Consider the following 19,056-nt stretch of genomic DNA (forward strand, 5'->3'; position numbering starts at 1 on the left):
GGATGCGGGCTTCGCCCGACGGGTGCGGCCGGCGCGACCGACAGCGGGAGGCAGTGGTGAGGACAGCGACACTGGGGCCGGCGCAGCGCGCCGAGGCACTGGCGGGAATGGCCGAGCGGGAGCTGGACATCCTGGTCGTGGGCGGAGGCGTGGTCGGCGCCGGCACCGCTCTGGACGCCGTCACCCGCGGCTTGGCCACCGGCATCGTGGAGGCGCGTGACTGGGCGTCGGGCACGTCGAGCCGGTCCAGCAAGCTGATACACGGCGGACTGCGCTATCTAGAGATGCTCGACTTCGCGCTGGTCCGGGAGGCGCTGAAGGAGCGCGGCCTGCTGCTCGAACGCCTCGCCCCCCACCTCGTCCGCCCGGTGCCGTTCCTCTACCCGCTCCAGCACCAGGGCTGGGAGCGCCTGTACGCCGGGTCCGGCGTCGCCCTGTACGACGCCATGTCGATGGCCCGCGGCCATGGCCGGGGCCTGCCGCTGCACCGTCACCTGACCCGCCGTCACGCCCTGCGGGTGGCTCCCTGCCTGCGGAAGGACGCCCTGGTCGGCGCCCTTCAGTACTACGACGCCCAGATGGACGACGCCCGCTTCGTGGCCACCCTGGTGCGCACGGCGGTGTCGTACGGCGCGAAGGCCGCCAACCGCGCCCGGGTCACCGGATTCCTGCGCGAGGGCGAGCGGGTCGTCGGCGCGCGGGTACGGGACGTGGAGGGCGGCGGGGAGTACGAGATCCGCGCCAAGCAGATCGTCAACGCCACCGGGGTGTGGACCGACGACACCCAGGCGATGGTGGGGGAGCGCGGTCAGTTCCACGTCCGGGCCTCCAAGGGCATCCACCTCGTCGTGCCCAAGGACCGCATCAACTCCTCCACCGGGCTGATCCTGCGCACCGAGAAGTCCGTGCTCTTCGTGATCCCCTGGGGCCGGCACTGGATCGTCGGCACCACCGACACCGGCTGGGACCTCGACAAGGCGCACCCGGCCGCCTCCAGCGCCGACATCGACTACCTCCTGGAGCACGTCAACTCGGTGCTCGCGGTGCCGCTCGGCCGCGACGACGTGCAGGGCGTCTACGCCGGTCTCCGGCCGCTGCTGGCCGGGGAGTCCGACGCCACCAGCAAGCTCTCGCGCGAGCACACCGTGGCCCATCCGGCGCCCGGCCTCGTCGTGGTCGCGGGCGGCAAGTACACGACCTACCGGGTGATGGCCAAGGACGCCGTCGACGAGGCGGTGCGCGGCCTCGACATGCGCGTCGCCGACTGCGTCACCGAGGAGATCCCGCTGCTCGGCGCCGAGGGCTACCCGGCCCTGTGGAACGCGCGGGCGCGCATCGCCGCCGAGACCGGCCTCCATGTGGTGCGCGTGGAGCACCTGTTGAGGAGGTTCGGGACGGCGGCGCGGGAGGTGCTCGCCCTCGTCGCCGAGGACCCGACGCTGGGCGCTCCCCTCAAGGCCGCCGACGACTATCTGCGCGCCGAGATCGTCTACGCCGCCTCCCACGAGGGCGCCCGGCACCTGGACGACGTGCTGACCCGGCGTACGCGCATATCCATCGAGACCTTCGACCGGGGCACGCGCAGCGCCCGGGAGGCCGCCGAGCTGATGGCGCCGGTGCTGGGCTGGGACAAGGACCAGATCGAACGCGAGGTCGAGCACTACGAGAAGCGGGTGGAGGCCGAGCGGGAGTCGCAGCGCCAGCCCGACGACCTGACTGCCGACGCGGCCCGGCTGGGAGCACCGGACATCGTGCCGTTGTGAACCGGCCGGGGCCCGGCCCACCGTCCCGCGCGAGACGCACGACGTCCCGCGCGAGACGCACGACGTCCCGCGCGAGACGCACGACCCCGCGCGAGACGCACGACGTCCCGCGCGAGACGCACGACCCCGCGCGAGACGCACGACACGTGCCGCGAGGGTCCGGCGCAGATTATGGCCGGAATGGTCCGAAGGGTCGGCACCCATGGCTTCCTTGTTGTCACGGCCCGTCATTCCCACGCGTACCACGGGCCGTTCGGCTCCGCCCCGGAGGTGCTTTCAGGGGGCCCCTGGGCATCGCGTGCATGTCGGGTGAGAGACAATGGAGGCTCTGTCAGGGCGGGTTGCATGAGGGGACGCATGTCGGACGCGGAGCGGGCGGGCACACCCCGTCAGGACACTCGTCAGGACTCTCTGCAGGACAGGAGCGAGCGTCTTCTCGCCGGGCGCTACCGGCTGGGGAAGGTGCTCGGCCGCGGCGGCATGGGCACGGTGTGGCGGGCCGAGGACGAGACCCTGGGCCGGACCGTGGCCGTCAAGGAGCTGCGCTTCCCGTCGAACATCGACGAGGACGAGAAGCGGCGGCTGATCACGCGCACGCTGCGCGAGGCCAAGGCGATCGCGCGCATCCGCGACACCAGCGCGGTGACCGTCTTCGACGTGGTCGACGAGGACGACCGGCCGTGGATCGTCATGGAACTCGTCGAGGGCAAGTCCCTCGCCGAAGTCATCCGCGAGGACGGGCTGCTGGAGCCGCGGCGGGCGGCCGAGGTCGGGCTCGCGGTCCTCGACGTGCTGCGCTCCGCGCACGGCCAGGGCATCCTGCACCGCGACGTGAAGCCGTCCAACGTGCTCATCGCCGATGACGGCCGGGTCGTCCTCACCGACTTCGGCATCGCGCAGGTCGAGGGCGACCCGTCCATCACCTCCACCGGCATGCTCGTCGGCGCCCCCTCCTACATCTCCCCGGAGCGGGCCCGCGGGCACAAGCCCGGACCGGCGGCCGACCTGTGGTCGCTCGGCGGCCTGCTCTACGCGGCGGTGGAGGGCACACCGCCGTACGACAAGGGCTCGGCGATCGCCACCCTGACCGCGGTGATGACCGAACCGCTGGAGGAGCCCAGGAACGCCGGCCCGCTCAGGGACGTCATCCACGGCCTGCTCAACAAGGACCCGGTCGAGCGGCTCGACGACGCGGGCGCCCGGACCATGCTCAAGGCCGTCGTCAACGCGCCCGAGCCGAAGGACACCGAGCCGGAGCCGCCCGCGGACGCGACCAAGGTCGTCCCGCTGCCCGAGCAGCCGGACGGGCGTTCCCGCAAAGACGGTTCGGGACGTTCCGGTTCCGGCTCCGGTTCGGGTTCCGGGAGCAGGCGGGGCGAGGAGGCGGGCGAGCGGCTGCGCGGGGCACTGCGCTCGGTGCGCAAGGCCGCTGTGGCGGCGGGGTCGGACCCCTCGGCGGCAGCCGGGGCCGGTGCCGACTCGGCGTCCGGCGGCACGGGTCCGGCGGGCTCCGGCTCCGCGGGCGGGTCCGGCGCGAAGGCGGCGGAGGCCCGGACACAGGCCGCGTCCGCTTCGGACAGTGGTGCCGGTGGTGCGCAGGCGGGGAGGCCCGGTTCGGGGTGGCCCGTGATGACCCCGCCGGACCTGGACCTGCCGTCGCGCCCGGCGCCCAGGGCGTCGCTCACCGACGTGGTGCCGCGGCGGACGCTGGTGATCGTCGCGGTGGTCGTGGTGCTCGCGGTGATCGGCACCGTGCTCGCCTTCACGCTCGGCGGTGACGACAAGGGCGGCGAAGACAAGAACGCGGCCGGCCGCACGGCAGCCACCGCCGGCTCGTCCGCGGGTGCCTCCACCAAGAAGGACGCGAGCGGCGAGCCCGCCACGGGCGGGGCCCGGTCCGGCTCCGAGACGGAGGCCGACGGCTCCGGCGGCACACCGGCCACGGACACCGACACCGGGAAGTCGGGCAAGGGCTCCGGTGCGGGTTCCGATTCCGGTTCTGGTTCCGATTCAGGCTCCGGCTCCGGCGGGGACGGGTCCGGGGACGACGGCGCCGCTGTGGCGTCGACGTACAAGGGTGCTCAGGGCTTCTCCATCGGGCTGCCCGAGGGCTGGAAGTACGCGAGCACCGACTCCGCGGGTGTCCGCTTCACCGGCCCCGACGGGCAACGGCTGCTCGTCGCCTGGACCACCACGCCCAAGGGCGACCCGGTGACCGACTGGACCAACCAGGAAAAGGGCATGGTGCGCTCTCAGTACCAGAGGGTGCGCATAGAGGCGGTGGAGTACCGCGGCTGGAACACCGCCGACTGGGAGTTCACCTACGTCGACGGCGGGACCAAGTACCGCACCATAGACCGCGGGTTCGTGGTGAACGACCACCTCGGGCACGCGCTGATGTACAGCGCGAAGGCCGCGACGTGGGACAGCGACCTGCGCAAGAGCACCTGGAAGACGCTGACGGGGACCTTCCGGCCCAAGAAGTAGTGAGCGGATCGGTCCCGCCGTCCGTCCCCGGGGTTCCGGGTTCGGCGCGGCGAGATCTCGCATCCCGTCATTGCGGGTTGCCTCCGGCACGTATCGTGAGTGGTTGCGGACCGTAAGCATCGGGAACGGGACGCGTGGCGAACGAAATTGACCGACCGTGCGGCCGGGGGAGGCAATGTGGACGACTATGCGGGCCGGGTTCTCGCCGACCGCTACCGCCTGCCGCTGCCTCCGTCCGACGAGTACGAACTGACCGAGACCCGGGCCTTCGACACCTACAGCGGGCAGGAAGTCCTGCTCCGGCAGGTGCCGTTGCCGGAGGTGGTCGAGGCCGAGGTGCTCGACGCGGACGGGCTGCCCGACGGTTTCACCGCGCGCGACGGAGCCTTCCGGCGGGAGCCGGCTTGTACCGGGCGTACGGCGGGCGATGCCCGTGGTGCGCGTGAGGCGACGCGGCGGCCCACCGATCCGGCGGTGCGGCGGGCGGTCGAGGCCGCGCAGGCCGCGGCGCGGATCCCGGACCATCCCCGGCTGGACCAGGTCTTCGACGTGTTCGCGGAGGGCGGCTCGCTGTGGGTCGTCAGTGAACTGGTCGCCGCGCGGCCGCTGGCCGCACTGCTCGCCGAGAAGCCGCTGACGCCGTACCGGGCGGCCGAGGTCGCCTCCGACATCCTCACGGCGCTGCGCGTGCTGCACGCCCATGGCTGGGTGCACCGCAACATCACCGCCCGCACGGTCCTCGTCTGCGACGACGGCCGCGTGATGCTGACCGGCCTCGCGGTCGGCGCGGCTGAGGAGGCCCTGTGCGGGTACGACCCGGTCCCGGTCCAGGACACCGGGGACGAGGACCATCCTGACGGCGTGTCCGGCACGTCGGGCGGTTCCACGGCCCTCGGTGCCTCGGCTGGTGCGGCCGGCGGGGCGGGCTTCGGCGGATTCACCGAGGTCACGGGCGGCTTCGGCGGTTTCGGGGGCGGCTCGGGTGGTTTCGGGGGATCCGCCGGCACTCCGCCGGCGGATCCCGAGGCCGCGCGGCGGGCCGCGATCGAGGCGAGGGCAGCCGGGCCGCTGCCGGGCCCCGACGCCGGGCCCGGCGCGCCGGGCACGCCCGCGCGGCGGACGCCTCAGACCGGCGGGGACATCAGGGCGGCGCGGGCCGGGGCGATCGCCGCGTACCGCGCCGGCGCGCGGGCGGCCGCCCGGGTGCAGGAGGCACAGCAGAGCGCACGCGCCGAACTGCCCGGCGCCCGCACACCCGTCGAGGGCGAGCCCCGGGCCGCCGGAACCGCCACCCCTCCGGGCCAGATCGCCGATCCCTACGGCGTCCAGGCCCCCACCCGGAACGGCACCGCCCCATACCCCGGAGCAAGCACGGCGCTCCCACCCGCGACCCCCGACCGCCCCACCGACGACGAGCCCGGCCCGCATCCGGCCCGCACCACAGGACTGGGAGCCCCGCCCGCCCTCGGCGCCGGAACCACCCCCGGCTCGGCACCGGACCACGGCATCGCGGGCTCGGGCCACGGCGGCCCGGCCGCCGGTCACGGCATTTCGGGCGCCGGGTACGTGGTGCCCGCACAAGGCCGGGCCGAGCCTGGTGCGGGCGCGGCGGATGACGCCGGGCGCGTACCGGTCCGTTGGGGCGATCTCGCCGTCGGCGGTCCCGTGCGGCGGGGGTCCGCCACCGCGCTGGCCGCCGAGCGGGCGCGGCAGGCGCGGATGGCCGTGGTGGGGCCGGTGACCGAGCGATGGGCACCGGAGCAGGCCGGACCCGTGCACGAGAACTGGCAGCTGGCCGCGCCCATCGGCCCGGCGACCGACCTGTGGGCGCTGGGGGCACTGCTCTTCCGAGCCGTGCAGGGCCACGCGCCGTACCCGGAGGAGTCGACCGCCGAGCTGGTGCAGATGGTGTGCGCCGAGCCGCCCGCGTACGCGGAGGAGTGCGGGCCGCTGCGTCCGGTCGTGGAGTCGCTGCTGCGTCAGGACCCCACCGAGCGCCTCGACTTCGAGGAGCTGCGCGGCTGGCTGCGCTCGCTGGTGCGCTCCGCGCCCGAGCCGGAGGCCGGCGCGCACGTCATCGCCGCCCCGCCCGCCGATCCCAGCAGGCTGCCCGTCGTACGGCGCCGCGGCGAACTGGTGCGCAGGCGGCGCGCCGGGCTGCCCGCCACACACGCACGGCACAAACGGCAGACCGGTTCGCCGCGGCGCTTGGGCCGCACGCTGCTCCTGCTCATCCTGCTTCTGATGGCGGCCGCCGTCGCCTACGCGATGCTGTTCATGCCGAAGGCCGACCGCGACGGCGCGGCGGGCGGCGACCGCACCGGAACGGCCGGTGAGGCGAGCCCCGCCCCGACGCACTCGGGCGGCGACGGCGGGAGCGGCGCCCCGCAAGCCGGCCAGAACTCGTCCGCGGTGGACGACAGCCCTTCGAAGACGGCCGGTTCGGCCGAGGCGCAGACGACCGCGCCGGACGTCTCCGACGGCTTCACGCTGCGCAAGGACCCGGCCGGTTTCCAGGTCGCCGTAGCCAAGGACTGGGCGCGTACCCCCGGCAATGGAATGGGCCAAGTGATCTACTCCCAGGGCGGGTTCGAGCTGATCGTGGTGCCCGGACGGGACGCCGCGGCCGAGTTCGGCAGCGACCCGATGGCGTACCAGCGGGAGAAGGAGCGCGAGTTGCAGGCCTACCGGGACTCCAGCTGGGCCACCTCCTCGGGCCTGCGGACCACCCAGGTCGGCGGACGGACCATGGCCGAGGGGCAGTTCACCTGGACGGACGCGAGCGGACGGCAGCTGTACGTGCGCAACCTGGCCACCCTGATCGACGGTAAGTACCACGTGGTGCAGGTACGGGGGCCCGAGGCCCAGCGGGACCGGGTGACCACGCTGTACGAGCAGGCTTCGGCGACGTACCGGTACACCGGCTGAACGGCCGTAACCGTCCGAACCGCCGGAACCGCCCGAACCGCACACTCCGGGGAGCGACAACCGTCACAGTGAGGCCTTCCTGGGGCCCCGCCGGTTCCCAGCAGGCGTGCTGGTCCATACCCTGAGCCTGTCAAGACCACTGCGGGGAAACGTGAATCAGATGCAGGGCCTGCTCCTCTCGGGCCGCTACCGGCTCGCCGACGCCATCGGCAGCGGCGGCATGGGCCGGGTGTGGCGCGCACACGACGAGGTGCTGCACCGGGCCGTCGCCATCAAGGAGTTGACCGCCGCGCTCTACGTCGCCGAGAGCGACCGGGAGGTCCTGCTGGCGCGCACCCGGGCGGAGGCGCGCGCGGCGGCGCGGATCAACCACTCCGCCGTCGTGACCGTGCACGACGTACTGGAGCACGACGGCCGCCCGTGGATCGTGATGGAGCTGGTCGAGGGCCGCTCGCTGGCGGACGCGCTCAAGGAGCGGGACCGCATGGACCCGGCGGAGGCCGCTCGCATCGGCATATGGGTGCTGCGCGCCCTGCGCGCCGCGCACGCCGCCGGGGTGCTGCACCGCGACGTCAAGCCCGGCAACGTCCTCCTCGGCCAGGACGGCCGCGTCCTGCTCACCGACTTCGGCATAGCCCAGATAGAGGGCGACACCACCATCACCCGCACCGGCGAGGTCGTCGGCTCGGTCGACTACCTGGCCCCCGAGCGCATCCGCGGCCACGACCCGGGGCCGGCCTCCGACCTGTGGGCGCTGGGTGCCACGCTCTACACGGCGGTGGAGGGCCTGTCGCCGTTCCGCCGCACCTCGCCGCTGAGCACCATGCAGGCGGTCGTCGACGAGGAGCCGCGCGAGCCGCGGCACGCCGGCCCGCTCGCCCCGGTCATCACCGCCCTGCTGCGCAAGGACCCGGCCGAACGGCCGCAGGCGGAGCAGGCCGAGCAGATGCTCGCCGAGGCGGCCGAGGGCCGCAGGCCGAGCAGTGCGCAGGCGTACGTGCCCACGCAGGCGGCCGGCCTCCCCCCGGAGACCGCCGCGCACCCCGCCCAGGGGTCGTGGCCGCCGGCCACCACCCTGTACCCGGTGTCCCCGCCGACGGCCGCCGGACCCGCGCTGCAGCACCACCCGGCCCCGGTACCCAGGCGCCGCCTGCGCACCCTGATCCTGGTCGTGGCGCTCGCCGCGCTCGTCGGCGGCGGCACCGCCCTGATGCTGCAGAAGTGGGATCAGGACCGGCGGCAGGACTCCGGCACCTCCCAGTCGACCCCGCCGCCGGAGACCACCACGCCCTCCCCGACCACCGACGGTTCCGGCGGTCTCCCGGACGGCTGGGTGCGCGTCCGCGACCCCTACGGCTTCAGCATCGCCGTGCCCGACAGGAGCTGGCAGCGGCAGGTGTTCGACGAGGCGACCCACCAGGTCGACTACACCCCCGACGGCGGCAAGCACTTCATCCGCGTCGCCGTGGACGACACGCCGGACTTCTCCACCGGCCACGAGCACCAACTCGACCTGGAGCAGCGGCTCCAGAGGCTGGTCGACTACCGGCGGCTGAGCCTGGAGCCGAACACCTACCGCGACTGCCCGGGCTCCCTGTGGGAGTACAGCTGGACGGCCCTGGCGAAGGACACGCCGTTCCCCGGCCCGCGCCACGCCATCGAGGAGACGTACTTCTCCCGCGACGGCGTCGAGTACGCGATCTACATGTCCGCGCCGGAGGAGGACTGGACGCGGACGCGGCAGCAGTTCCAGGCCGTGCTCCGGGGCTGGCAGCCGACCGCCGGCTGACCCCCGCCGGGGGCCGCGTCGTTGGCCGGTCGACGTCCCGGAGGGCGGCCGGGCGATGCGGCATGATGGGGCGTATGGGGATCGAGGGGGACGACTTCCGTGTCATCGCGGGCCGTTACCGCCTGGAGGCGAGGCTCGGACGCGGGGGCATGGGCATCGTCTGGCGGGCGACCGACCAACTCCTCGAACGGCGGGTCGCGGTCAAGGAACTCGCGTTCGACGAGACCCTGTCCGCCGAGGAGGCCGCTCTCCAGCGGGAGCGCACTCTGCGCGAGGCCCGCGCGGTCGCCCAGTTGCGGCACCCGCACATCGTCGTCGTGCACGACGTCGTCGTCGAGGGCGAACGCCCTTACATCGTCATGGAGTTGATCGACGGCGGCTCGCTGGCCGACCGGATCGCCGCGCGCGGCCCGGTGGACGCCGCCGAGGGCGCACGCATCGGCGTCGCCCTGCTGAGCGCGCTGCGCACGGCGCACGCCGCCGGTGTCCTGCACCGGGACATCAAGCCGGCCAACGTCCTGGTGGAGCCGGGCACCGACCGGATCGTGCTCACCGACTTCGGCATCGCGCGGATGGCCGGCGCGACCACGCTCACCGAGACCGGGTCCTTCGTCGGCTCGCCGGAGTACACCGCGCCGGAGCGGATGTCCGGGGCCAGGACCGGGCCGGAGTCCGACCTGTGGTCGCTCGGCGCGCTGCTGTGCACCGCCCTGAGCGGCGAGTCTCCGTTCCGGCGCGACTCGCTGGGCGGCATCCTGCACGCGGTCGTCTTCGACGAGATCCGGCCGCCTGAGCAGGCCGCGCCGATCCTGCCCGTCGTACGCGGGCTGCTGGAGCGCGATCCGGACCGGCGGCTGGCGGCGGCCGAGGCGGAGCGGATGCTACGCGCCTTCCTGGAGTCGGGCCGCACACCGGAGCCGCCGGTCCCCTGCGCGCCGACGCAGCGCGGCGTGCCCGTCGCGCCCCACGCGCCCGGGCCGGCGCCGACGGCCCCCACCTCCCCGGCTTCCGCCCGGTACCCCACCCGGAACGTGCTGATCGCCGCGCTGCTGGTGGCCGCCACGGCCGGGGCGGGCGTGTCCGCCGTGGCGCTGCTGATGCAGGGCGGCGACAACGGCAGTGGTACGCCGACGAGTTCGGCTCCGAACACCTCCGCGGGCACCCCGTCCGGCACCCCCTCCCCGTCGACCACGCCGTCAGCACCGCCCAGCTCGCCGCCCGGTTCGCTCCCCGTCCCGGTCTCCACGGTCACCGTCACCCGTGCCGCCCCGCCCGCCGTCGACGGCACCACCGCGCCCTCGGGCTACCACCTGGTCCACGACGCGGCCGGCTTCTCCGTCGCCGTACCGGACGGCTTCACCCGCGAGCCGCAGGGCGAACGGATCTTCTACGTGTCGCCCGGGGAGGCCTTACGCCTCGGCATCAAGGTCACCGAGCCGGGAAGCGGGGGCCCGCTCGCGGTGATGCGCCGCGCGGACGCCGCGGGACCGGACACCAACCCCGGCTACCACGACGGCCGGGTCACCGCCACCACCCACCGCGGACACCCGGCCGCCCTGTGGGAGTTCACCTGGGACGGCTTCAGCGCGGCGGAGGGCCCGCGGCACACCTACGACCTGTGCTGGGAGCAGGACGGGCGGATGTACGACGTATGGGTGTCGGCACCGGTCGGCAGGGTGGGCGAGGCCAAGGAGCAGTTCGACGTCGCGGTCGGCAGTTTCCACGCACGGTAGGTCACGGGTCGGTGACCGGATACGCCGCCTGCTGGAGTCGGCGGAGGCGGTCGCGATATGGATGGACCCATGAGCAACCACGGGGGTGCCCAGCACGGGGCCGACGATCCGACGACTTTCGCCTTGCAACCGCCGGACACACAGGGACGGGTGCTCCATCCGCACAACGGGTACGCCGCGCCCGCACCGGGCGGCGGGGAAGGGCAGCCGCAGGACACCTCACCCGGACAGTCGCACGGCACCTCACCCGGGCAGCCGCACGGCACCGCACCCGAGCAGCCGCAGGATCCCGGCGCCGGTCGGCTGATCGGCGGGCGCTACCGGCTGCTCGCCAAGCTCGGGCACGGCGGCATGGGGACCGTGTGGCGGGCCAAGGACGAGACGATGGACCGCGAGGTCGCCGTCAAGGAGCCCAGCGTTCCCGACCACCTTCCCGAACGGGAACGTGCCAACACCTTCGAGCGCATGCGCCGCGAGGCCCGCGCCGCCGCCCGGCTCGACCACCCCGCGGTCGTCAACGTCCACGACGTGGCCGTCGTCGACGAGCAGCCGTGGATCGTGATGGAGCTGGTGCAGGGCCGCTCGCTCGGCGCCGCGCTCCAGGAAGGCACCCTGGACGCCCGCGAGGCGGCCCGGATGGGCCTGGAGGTGCTCGGCGCGCTCGAGGCCGCGCACGCCGCGGGCATCCTGCACCGGGACGTCAAACCGGACAACATCCTGCTCGGCCGGCACGAGAGGATCGTCCTCACCGACTTCGGCATCGCCCAGATCGAGGGCGAGACCAGCCTGACCGACACCGGCGGCTTCGTCGGCTCACCCGAGTACATCGCGCCGGAACGGGTGCTGGGGCAGCGCCCCGGCCCGGCCTCCGACCTGTGGTCGCTCGGCGTGGTCCTGTACGCGGCCACCGAGGGCGTCTCCCCGTTCCGCCGCAGCAACACCCCGGCCACTCTCCAGTCGGTCCTCAACGCCACACCCGCCCCGCCGGCCGCCGCGCGAGGCCCGCTCGCCGAGGCCGTCACCGGTCTGCTGCACAAGGACCCGGCGCACCGGCCGCCCGCCTTCCGGGTCCGTGCCCTGCTGGAGGCGGCCGCCGCGCCACCCGCCCCGGCAGCCACGCGGGTGGTGCGGTACGCCGGGGGCGCTCCCGGCGGGCCGCGCGGCCTCCGGCTCGGGCGCGGGGCGTGGCTCGGGCTCGGCGCGGCGGTCGTCGCGGCCGCGGTGACGGCGTACATCCTGATCGCCCGTCCGTTCGCGGGCCCGCTGCCCGAGGGCTGGGCGACCCATCAGGAGAAGGACGTCGCCGCGACGATCGCCGTGCCGAAGGACTATCAGAGGCAGGTACCGGACCGGAAGAACGACAAGAAGCACTGGGTGACCTACAGCGACTGGAGCGGCAGCATCACGGTCGGGTTGCGCCTGCTGAGGAAGTCCGAGGAACCGGAGCGCTCCATCAAGGACTCCGCGGCCGCCCAGATGTACGACGACAACGGCACCTACAAACAGTCCGGCAACTACGAACTCGGCATGCCCGAGAACCCGACGACCCACCCGAAGGATTCGACGTACCAGGACAGGAAGGCCGCCGAGAACACGATCGTCTACACCACCAACGACAGCACGCACCCGATGCCGCGCGAGGTGCGGATGTTCTACTACACGACCGCCGAGGGCGACCTGTACAAGCTCACCATCGGCTACCCGGGCAAGGGCGACTTCACCGAACGCGGGCGTGAGGTGGCGCGCGCCGCGATCGCCAACCTGGACCTCGATCTCCTGTGACAACGTCCTGATCAGCGCATTCGATGCCAGTGATCACTGGCGCGCTGTGAGCGCTCGGTGAATCCCGTGAATCCCTATTACTGACGGGTACACAAAGCAGCCCGACCGGCATACCCTGCGCGTCATGACGGACGCGCAGGCCCCGGCGAAGACCGGCACCAATCCCCAGGCCCCCGCCCCCGAGGGGGCCCGTACCGCCGCCGACGTGGTGACCCCCGAGCTGGTCGCCCGGCTCACCAAGGGCGTCGCCGGATCCGGCCGGACCGCCAACCACACGCCGTTCACCGGCGACAAGCTCGCCGACCTGCCCGAGTCCACCCCCGAGGACGTGGCCGGTGCCTACGAACGGGCCCGCGCCGCACAGGCGGTGTGGGCGCGGGTTCCGGTACGGCAGCGCGCGGCCGTCCTGCTCCGCTTCCACGACCTGGTGCTCGCCCGCCAGGCCGAGGTCCTGGACCTGATCCAGCTGGAGACCGGCAAGGCCCGCCTGCACGCGCACGAGGAGGTCCAGGCCGTCACCGTCGCCGCCCGGCACTACGGCCGCCGCGCCGTCGCCTACCTCAAGCCCAAGCGGCACACGGGCGCCATCCCCACCCTCACGCGCGTCACCGAACTGCGCCACCCGCGCGGGGTGGTGGGCCAGATCGCCCCGTGGAACTACCCCCTGGAGCTGTCCGTCGGCGACGCGCTGCCCGCCTTCGTCGCGGGCAACGCGGTGGTGATGAAGCCCGACACCGAGACCTGCCTGACCGCGCTGTGGGCCCGCGACCTGCTCGTCGAGGCCGGGCTGCCCGCCGAGGTGTTCCAGGTCGTCATCGGCGAGGGCCCGGTCGTCGGCCCCGAGGTCGTCAAGCACGCCGACTACGTCTCCTTCACCGGCTCCACCCGCACCGGACGCGAGGTCGCCCAGAGCGCCGCCGCCCGCCTGGTCGGCGTCTCCCTCGAACTCGGCGGCAAGAACGCCATGCTGGTGCTCCAGGACGCCGACATCGAGAAGGCGGCGGCCGGAGCGGTCCGCGCCTGCTTCTCCTCCGCCGGCCAACTGTGCATCTCCATCGAGCGGTTGTACGTCCACGAGGCGGTCGCGGACGCGTTCGTCGAGCGGTTCGCCGCCCGTACTCGGGCGATGCGGCTCGGCACGTCCCTGGCGTACGGCGCCGACATGGGCTCGCTGGTCGGTGAGCGGCAACTGGCGACCGTCACCCGCCACGTGGAGGAGGCCGTCGCCAAGGGCGCCAAGGTGGTGGCCGGGGGCGTCGCCCGCCCGGACATCGGCCCGTACTTCTTCGAGCCCACCATCCTCGACGGCGTCGAGGCCCCGATGGCCGTGTGCACGGAGGAGACCTTCGGCCCGGTCGTCTCCGTCTACCGCTTCACGAGCGACGACGAGGCGATCGAGCGCGCCAACTCCACTCCGTACGGCCTGAACTCGTCCGTCTGGACGAAGGACGCCCGCCGCGGCCGCGAGGTCGCCGCCCGGCTGCGTACCGGCACGGTCAACATCAACGAGGGCTACGCCCCCGCCTACGGCAGCGTCCAGTCGCCGATGGGCGGCATGAAGGACTCGGGGCTCGGCCGCCGGCACGGCTCCGAGGGCATCCTCAAGTACACCGAGGCCCAGACCCTGGCCCACCAGCGGCTGCTGCCCATGGCCCCGTCGCTCGGCATGGACGACGAGCGGTACGCGGCGTTCATGAGCCGCAGCCTGAGGCTGATGAAGGCGTGCCGTTTCCGCTAGCGGCACCCCGTTCCCGACAAGGAGAGCACGTGTCTCAAGACGGCTACGACTACGACGTCATCGTCGTGGGGTCGGGGTTCGGCGGATCGGTCTCCGCGCTCCGCCTGACCGAGAAGGGCTACCGCGTGGGTGTTCTGGAGGCGGGCCGCCGCTTCACCCGCGAGACACTGCCGAAGAACTCCTGGGACCTGAAGAACTACCTGTGGGCCCCGAAGCTCGGCATGTACGGGATCCAGCGCATCCACCTGCTCGGCAACGTCATGGTGCTGGCCGGCGCGGGTGTCGGCGGCGGCTCCCTGAACTACGCCAACACGCTCTACATACCGCCGAAACCCTTCTTCGACGACCCCCAGTGGCGGGACATCACCGACTGGCAGGACGAGTTGGCGCCGTACTACGACCAGGCGCGGCGCATGCTCGGCGTGCGGCTCAACCCGACGACGACCCCCTCCGACGTCCATCTGAAGGCCGTCGCACAGCGGATGGGCGTCGGCGACACCTTCCACATGGCGCCGGTCGGGGTGTTCTTCGGCGACGGCGAGGACGCCGACGGCGCGACGACGGCGAAGGCGGGCGAACGGGTCGCGGACCCCTACTTCGGCGGGGCCGGACCGGACCGCAAGGCCTGCACCGAGTGCGGCGAGTGCATGACGGGCTGCCGGCACGGCGCCAAGAACACCCTGAACGAGAACTACCTGTACCTCGCCGAGAAGGCGGGCGCGGTGGTCCACCCCATGACGACGGTCGTGTCGGTCACGGACGACTCACGCGGCGGCTACGCGGTCGCCACGCTCCCCACCGACGACAAGAAGAAGGGCGCGGGCCGCCTGTTCACGGCACGCAGGCTGGTCCTGGCGGCCGGCACCTACGGCACCCAGACGCTGCTGCACCGCATGAAGGAGAGCGGCCGGCTGCCCCACCTCTCGCCCCGGCTGGGCGAGCTGACCCGCACCAACTCCGAGGCTCTGGTGGGCGCCCAGACCGACGACCGGCGCTACCGGAAGGCGACCGGGGAGCCGAAGGCGGACTTCACCCGCGGAGTCGCCATCACGTCCTCCATCCACCCGGACGAGAACACCCACATCGAGCCGGTCCGCTACGGCAAGGGCTCCAACTCGATGGGCGGCCTGTCGATCCTCCAGGTCCCTTACGCCGAGGGCTCGTCCAGGGCGGCGGCCTGGCTTGCCAACGCCGCCCGCCATCCCCTGCTGGTCCTGCGCTCCCTGTCCAACCGCCGCTGGTCGGAGCGGACCATCATCGGCCTGGTGATGCAGTCCCTGGACAACTCCCTGACCACGTACCTGAAACCGGACGGCATGGGCAAGGGGCTCCTCACGGCCCGCCAGGGGCACGGCGCGCCCAACCCCAAGCAGATCAGGGCCGCCACGGAGGGCGCCACCGCGCTCGCCGCCGAGATCAACGGCTTCGCCGGGTCCAACGTGGGCGAGCTGATGGGCACCCCCCTCACCGCGCACTTCCTCGGCGGCTGCCCGATCGGCTCCTCGCGCGAGACCGGCGTCATCGACCCGTACCACCGCCTCTACGGCCACCCCGGTATCTCGGTCGTCGACGGCGCCGCGGTCTCGGCGAACCTGGGGGTGAACCCGTCGCTGACCATCACCGCCCAGGCCGAGCGGGCGATGTCGTACTGGCCCAACGAGGGCGAGACCGACCCGCGCCCGCCGCAGGGCGCGGCCTACGAACGTCTGCGGCCGGTGGAGCCACGGCAACCGGCGGTCCCGGCGCACGCCTTCGGCGCGCTGCGGCTGCCGTTCCTGGGGATTCCGTCGGTGCCGCCGAGGAAGGAGCAACGGCGTCGGTGAACAGGCCCGGGCAAGAGAGAGGACCTGCACCCCCCTCCTGGCACAGGTCCTCCTCCGTCTGCTGATGTGACCCGGGGGGACCGTCAAAGGTTGCGCACCGGTCGGCAGGATTCCTGTGTGTCCTGCATCACATTCCCGGAGGTCCGTGTCCGCGAGCGCGCAGGCGAAGGGCCCCGCGGCCTTGGGTCGCGGGGCCCTTCTCGTCAGCACCGACGTCAGGGCGGCGCCGGGGATTGCGCCGCCTGTCGCTGTCGTGTGCCCTCCGCGCCTCGTGATGCGTCGTCGTGCGCCCCGGCGCACGGGGGGTGCGCACCTGGTCCCGACCTCTGGCGGTCGGGCGGCGCACCACGGCGCTGCCGTCCGCGCGGGAGTTCGGAGCTGGGACCTGTGTGGGCGTCGTGCTGGACGAACCTGGCGTCCGCAACCCTTTGGTCCGGCCTTGTGTGTTTTTCTGTTCCGCCGGCCGGCCCCGGGCGTCCCCGGAGCCGGCCGTTTATCTGGGTGACCGGGCTGCTGTCCCCTGCCGTCCGGTCACTTCCCTGGAGCGAGGTCCCACGACGCGCGGCATGATCCGCGCGCCTCATCGCTCCGGAGATCCACGCGTGGTTCTTTCGGGCCCGCCCCTGGCTGGCACGGACACCGGGACAACGAGGCGGGCCGCGCGGCGGTCACGCGCCGTACGGGTGAGAGCGGTGTCACACGAGAGCGGGGGCGGGTGGGGAGGGCGGCGGCGTGGGGGTCAGATCCTGCCCCGGCACAGCTCCAGCAAGGTCATCGCCAGGGTCGTGCCCGGCTTGCCCAGGGCGTCCCTGTAGTGGCCCAGGATCTCCATCTCGCGGGAGAGGTTCACCCGTCGGCCCCCGGAGGCGATCCGGGTCTCCTGGATCACGGCGGATACGGCCATCCGTTCCTGGATCAGGCCGATGATCCGGTCGTCGAGGGTGTCGACGCGCTCCCGGGCGCCGGTGATCACGTTCGTGGCCTCGTCGGTGCGGGCGGCGCTCGCGGGGGTTGCTGCCGAAATCTGGGGCTGTGCTGCGGTGGCGGTCATGGCGGGGGCTCCTCGCTGGTCGGGTGCGGTGCCCCGGATGACAAGGACCACAACGCCAGGCGCCCCGGACCTTGTCGGCCCGGGGCGCCTGGGAAGTCGCTTGTCAGTTGCTCAAGCAGCACGACCATGGCAGCCGGTGGGCCGGGTGCCATAGGTAAACACGAAAGTCGTCTGCGCGAGCATGCTGCCAGTATGCCTCGCCTGCCCGCGACCTCCAACACGGTTCACCTGATGAGACGGACGGTGGACGGGCCCTGGACGGGATGCCCGGGGCGGGATGCCCTGGGCGGCGGTCGCCGAGGCGGCGGGGGGAGGCACCGCGACCACGTCGGTAGAATCGACAGACACAAGGACCCCCCGACCGCCGGAAGGCACCCCGTGTCATCAGCGACCCCCGCTGCCGCCGCCCCCGACACCGTCCTGGTCGTCGACTTCGGTGCGCAGTACGCCCAGCTCATCGCCCGTCGTGTCCGCGAGGCGCGGGTCTACAGCGAGATCGTGCCGAGCTCCATGCCGGTTCAGGAGATGCTCGCCAAGAACCCGGCGGCGATCATCCTCTCCGGCGGCCCCTCCTCGGTGTACGAAGAGGGCGCCCCCCGCCTCGACCGCGCGATCTTCGAGTCCGGCGTGCCCGTCTTCGGCATGTGCTACGGCTTCCAGCTGATGGCGCAGGTCCTCGGCGGCACCGTGGACAACTCCGGAGCCCGCGAGTACGGCCGTACCGGACTGGCCGTCTCCAAGCCCTCCTCGACCCTCTTCGAGGGCACCCCGGCCGATCAGGACGTGTGGATGTCGCACGGCGACGCCTGCTCCGCAGCCCCCGAGGGCTTCTCGGTCACGGCCTCCACGGACGTCGTCCCGGTCGCCGCGTTCGAGAACGACGAGAAGAAGCTGTACGGCGTCCAGTACCACCCGGAGGTCATGCACTCCACGCACGGCCAGCAGGTCCTGGAGCACTTCCTCTACCGCGGTGCCGGCCTCAAGCCGAACTGGACCACCGGCAACGTGATCGACGAGCAGATCGCCGCCATCCGCGAACTGGTCGGCGACAAGCGGGCGATCTGCGGGCTGTCCGGGGGCGTGGACTCCGCGGTCGCCGCCGCACTCGTGCAGAAGGCCATCGGCTCCCAGCTGACCTGCGTCTACGTCGACCACGGCCTGATGCGCAAGGGCGAGACCGAGCAGGTCGAGAAGGACTTCGTGGCCGCGACCGGCGTGCAGCTGAAGGTCGTGGACGCCGAGGAGCGCTTCCTCACCGCCCTCAAAGGGGTCAACGACCCCGAGGAGAAGCGGAAGATCATCGGCCGCGAGTTCATCCGCGTCTTCGAGCAGGCCCAGGCGGAGATCATCGCGGACGAGGGCCCGGCCGTGGAGTTCCTCGTCCAGGGCACCCTCTACCCGGACGTCGTCGAGTCCGGCGGCGGCACCGGCACCGCGAACATCAAGTCGCACCACAACGTCGGCGGCCTGCCCGAGGACCTCGAGTTCAAGCTGATCGAGCCGCTGCGTCAGCTGTTCAAGGACGAGGTCCGCATGGTCGGCCAGGAGCTCGGCCTGCCGGACGAGATCGTCCAGCGCCAGCCCTTCCCGGGCCCCGGCCTCGGCATCCGGATCGTCGGCGAGGTCACCAAGGAGCGCCTGGACCTGCTGCGCGAGGCCGACGCCATCGCCCGCGAGGAGCTGACGGCGGCCGGCCTCGACCGTGACATCTGGCAGTGCCCGGTGGTCCTGCTCGCGGATGTCCGCAGCGTCGGCGTCCAGGGCGACGGCCGCACGTACGGCCACCCGATCGTGCTGCGCCCGGTCTCCAGCGAGGACGCCATGACCGCCGACTGGTCGCGGCTGCCCCACGACGTGCTGTCGAAGATCTCGACCCGCATCACCAACGAGGTCCGGGACGTCAACCGCGTGGTCCTCGACGTGACCTCGAAGCCGCCGGGCACCATCGAGTGGGAGTGAGCC

The 19,056-nt window shown here is 72.9% G+C and carries 10 protein-coding genes; 9 read left to right on the forward strand and 1 reads right to left on the reverse strand.

Features of this window, described 5'->3' with window-relative positions:
- Nucleotides 1-56 precede the first annotated feature (56 nt).
- The 8 genes from ABZ818_RS25035 (at nt 57) to ABZ818_RS25070 (ending at nt 16,043) form a co-directional block, all read left to right on the forward strand.
- Nucleotides 57-1,763, forward strand: a complete 1,707-nt coding sequence (locus ABZ818_RS25035) for a glycerol-3-phosphate dehydrogenase/oxidase (protein ID WP_361418692.1) — start codon at nt 57-59, stop codon at nt 1,761-1,763.
- Nucleotides 1,764-2,120: 357 nt separating this feature from the next.
- On the forward strand, nt 2,121-4,250 hold the full coding sequence (locus tag ABZ818_RS25040; protein ID WP_361418695.1) for a serine/threonine-protein kinase: 2,130 nt from the start codon (nt 2,121-2,123) through the stop codon (nt 4,248-4,250).
- 177 nt (nt 4,251-4,427) lie between these two features.
- Nucleotides 4,428-7,178: a protein kinase gene (locus ABZ818_RS25045; RefSeq protein ID WP_361418698.1), complete on the forward strand. Its 2,751-nt coding sequence runs from the start codon at nt 4,428-4,430 to the stop codon at nt 7,176-7,178.
- A gap of 160 nt (nt 7,179-7,338) precedes the next feature.
- Complete coding sequence (locus ABZ818_RS25050) at nt 7,339-8,967, forward strand: protein kinase (RefSeq protein WP_361418792.1); 1,629 nt, start codon at nt 7,339-7,341, stop codon at nt 8,965-8,967.
- 74 nt (nt 8,968-9,041) lie between these two features.
- On the forward strand, nt 9,042-10,700 hold the full coding sequence (locus tag ABZ818_RS25055; protein WP_361418701.1) for a protein kinase: 1,659 nt from the start codon (nt 9,042-9,044) through the stop codon (nt 10,698-10,700).
- 69 nt (nt 10,701-10,769) lie between these two features.
- Entirely contained in the window at nt 10,770-12,482 is a 1,713-nt protein-coding gene (locus ABZ818_RS25060; protein WP_361418704.1) for a serine/threonine-protein kinase, read from the forward strand.
- Nucleotides 12,483-12,606: 124 nt separating this feature from the next.
- Nucleotides 12,607-14,220 (forward strand): succinic semialdehyde dehydrogenase, encoded by a 1,614-nt coding sequence (locus ABZ818_RS25065; protein ID WP_361418707.1) that lies wholly within the window; start codon nt 12,607-12,609, stop codon nt 14,218-14,220.
- 29 nt (nt 14,221-14,249) lie between these two features.
- Nucleotides 14,250-16,043 carry a GMC family oxidoreductase gene (locus ABZ818_RS25070; protein ID WP_361418710.1) on the forward strand — a complete coding sequence of 598 codons (1,794 nt, stop codon included), beginning with the start codon at nt 14,250-14,252 and terminating at the stop codon, nt 16,041-16,043.
- A gap of 739 nt (nt 16,044-16,782) precedes the next feature.
- Here the strand turns inward: ABZ818_RS25070 and ABZ818_RS25075 are convergent.
- Entirely contained in the window at nt 16,783-17,094 is a 312-nt protein-coding gene (locus ABZ818_RS25075; RefSeq protein ID WP_361418713.1) for a chorismate mutase, read from the reverse strand.
- Nucleotides 17,095-17,472: 378 nt separating this feature from the next.
- Here ABZ818_RS25075 and guaA point away from each other — a divergent pair, with 378 nt between their 5' ends.
- On the forward strand, nt 17,473-19,053 hold the full coding sequence (gene guaA, locus ABZ818_RS25080; RefSeq protein WP_361418716.1) for a glutamine-hydrolyzing GMP synthase: 1,581 nt from the start codon (nt 17,473-17,475) through the stop codon (nt 19,051-19,053).
- Nucleotides 19,054-19,056: the final 3 nt, after the last annotated feature.

The organism is Streptomyces sp. NPDC047453, from assembly GCF_040643155.1.
Taxonomy (GTDB): domain Bacteria; phylum Actinomycetota; class Actinomycetes; order Streptomycetales; family Streptomycetaceae; genus Streptomyces.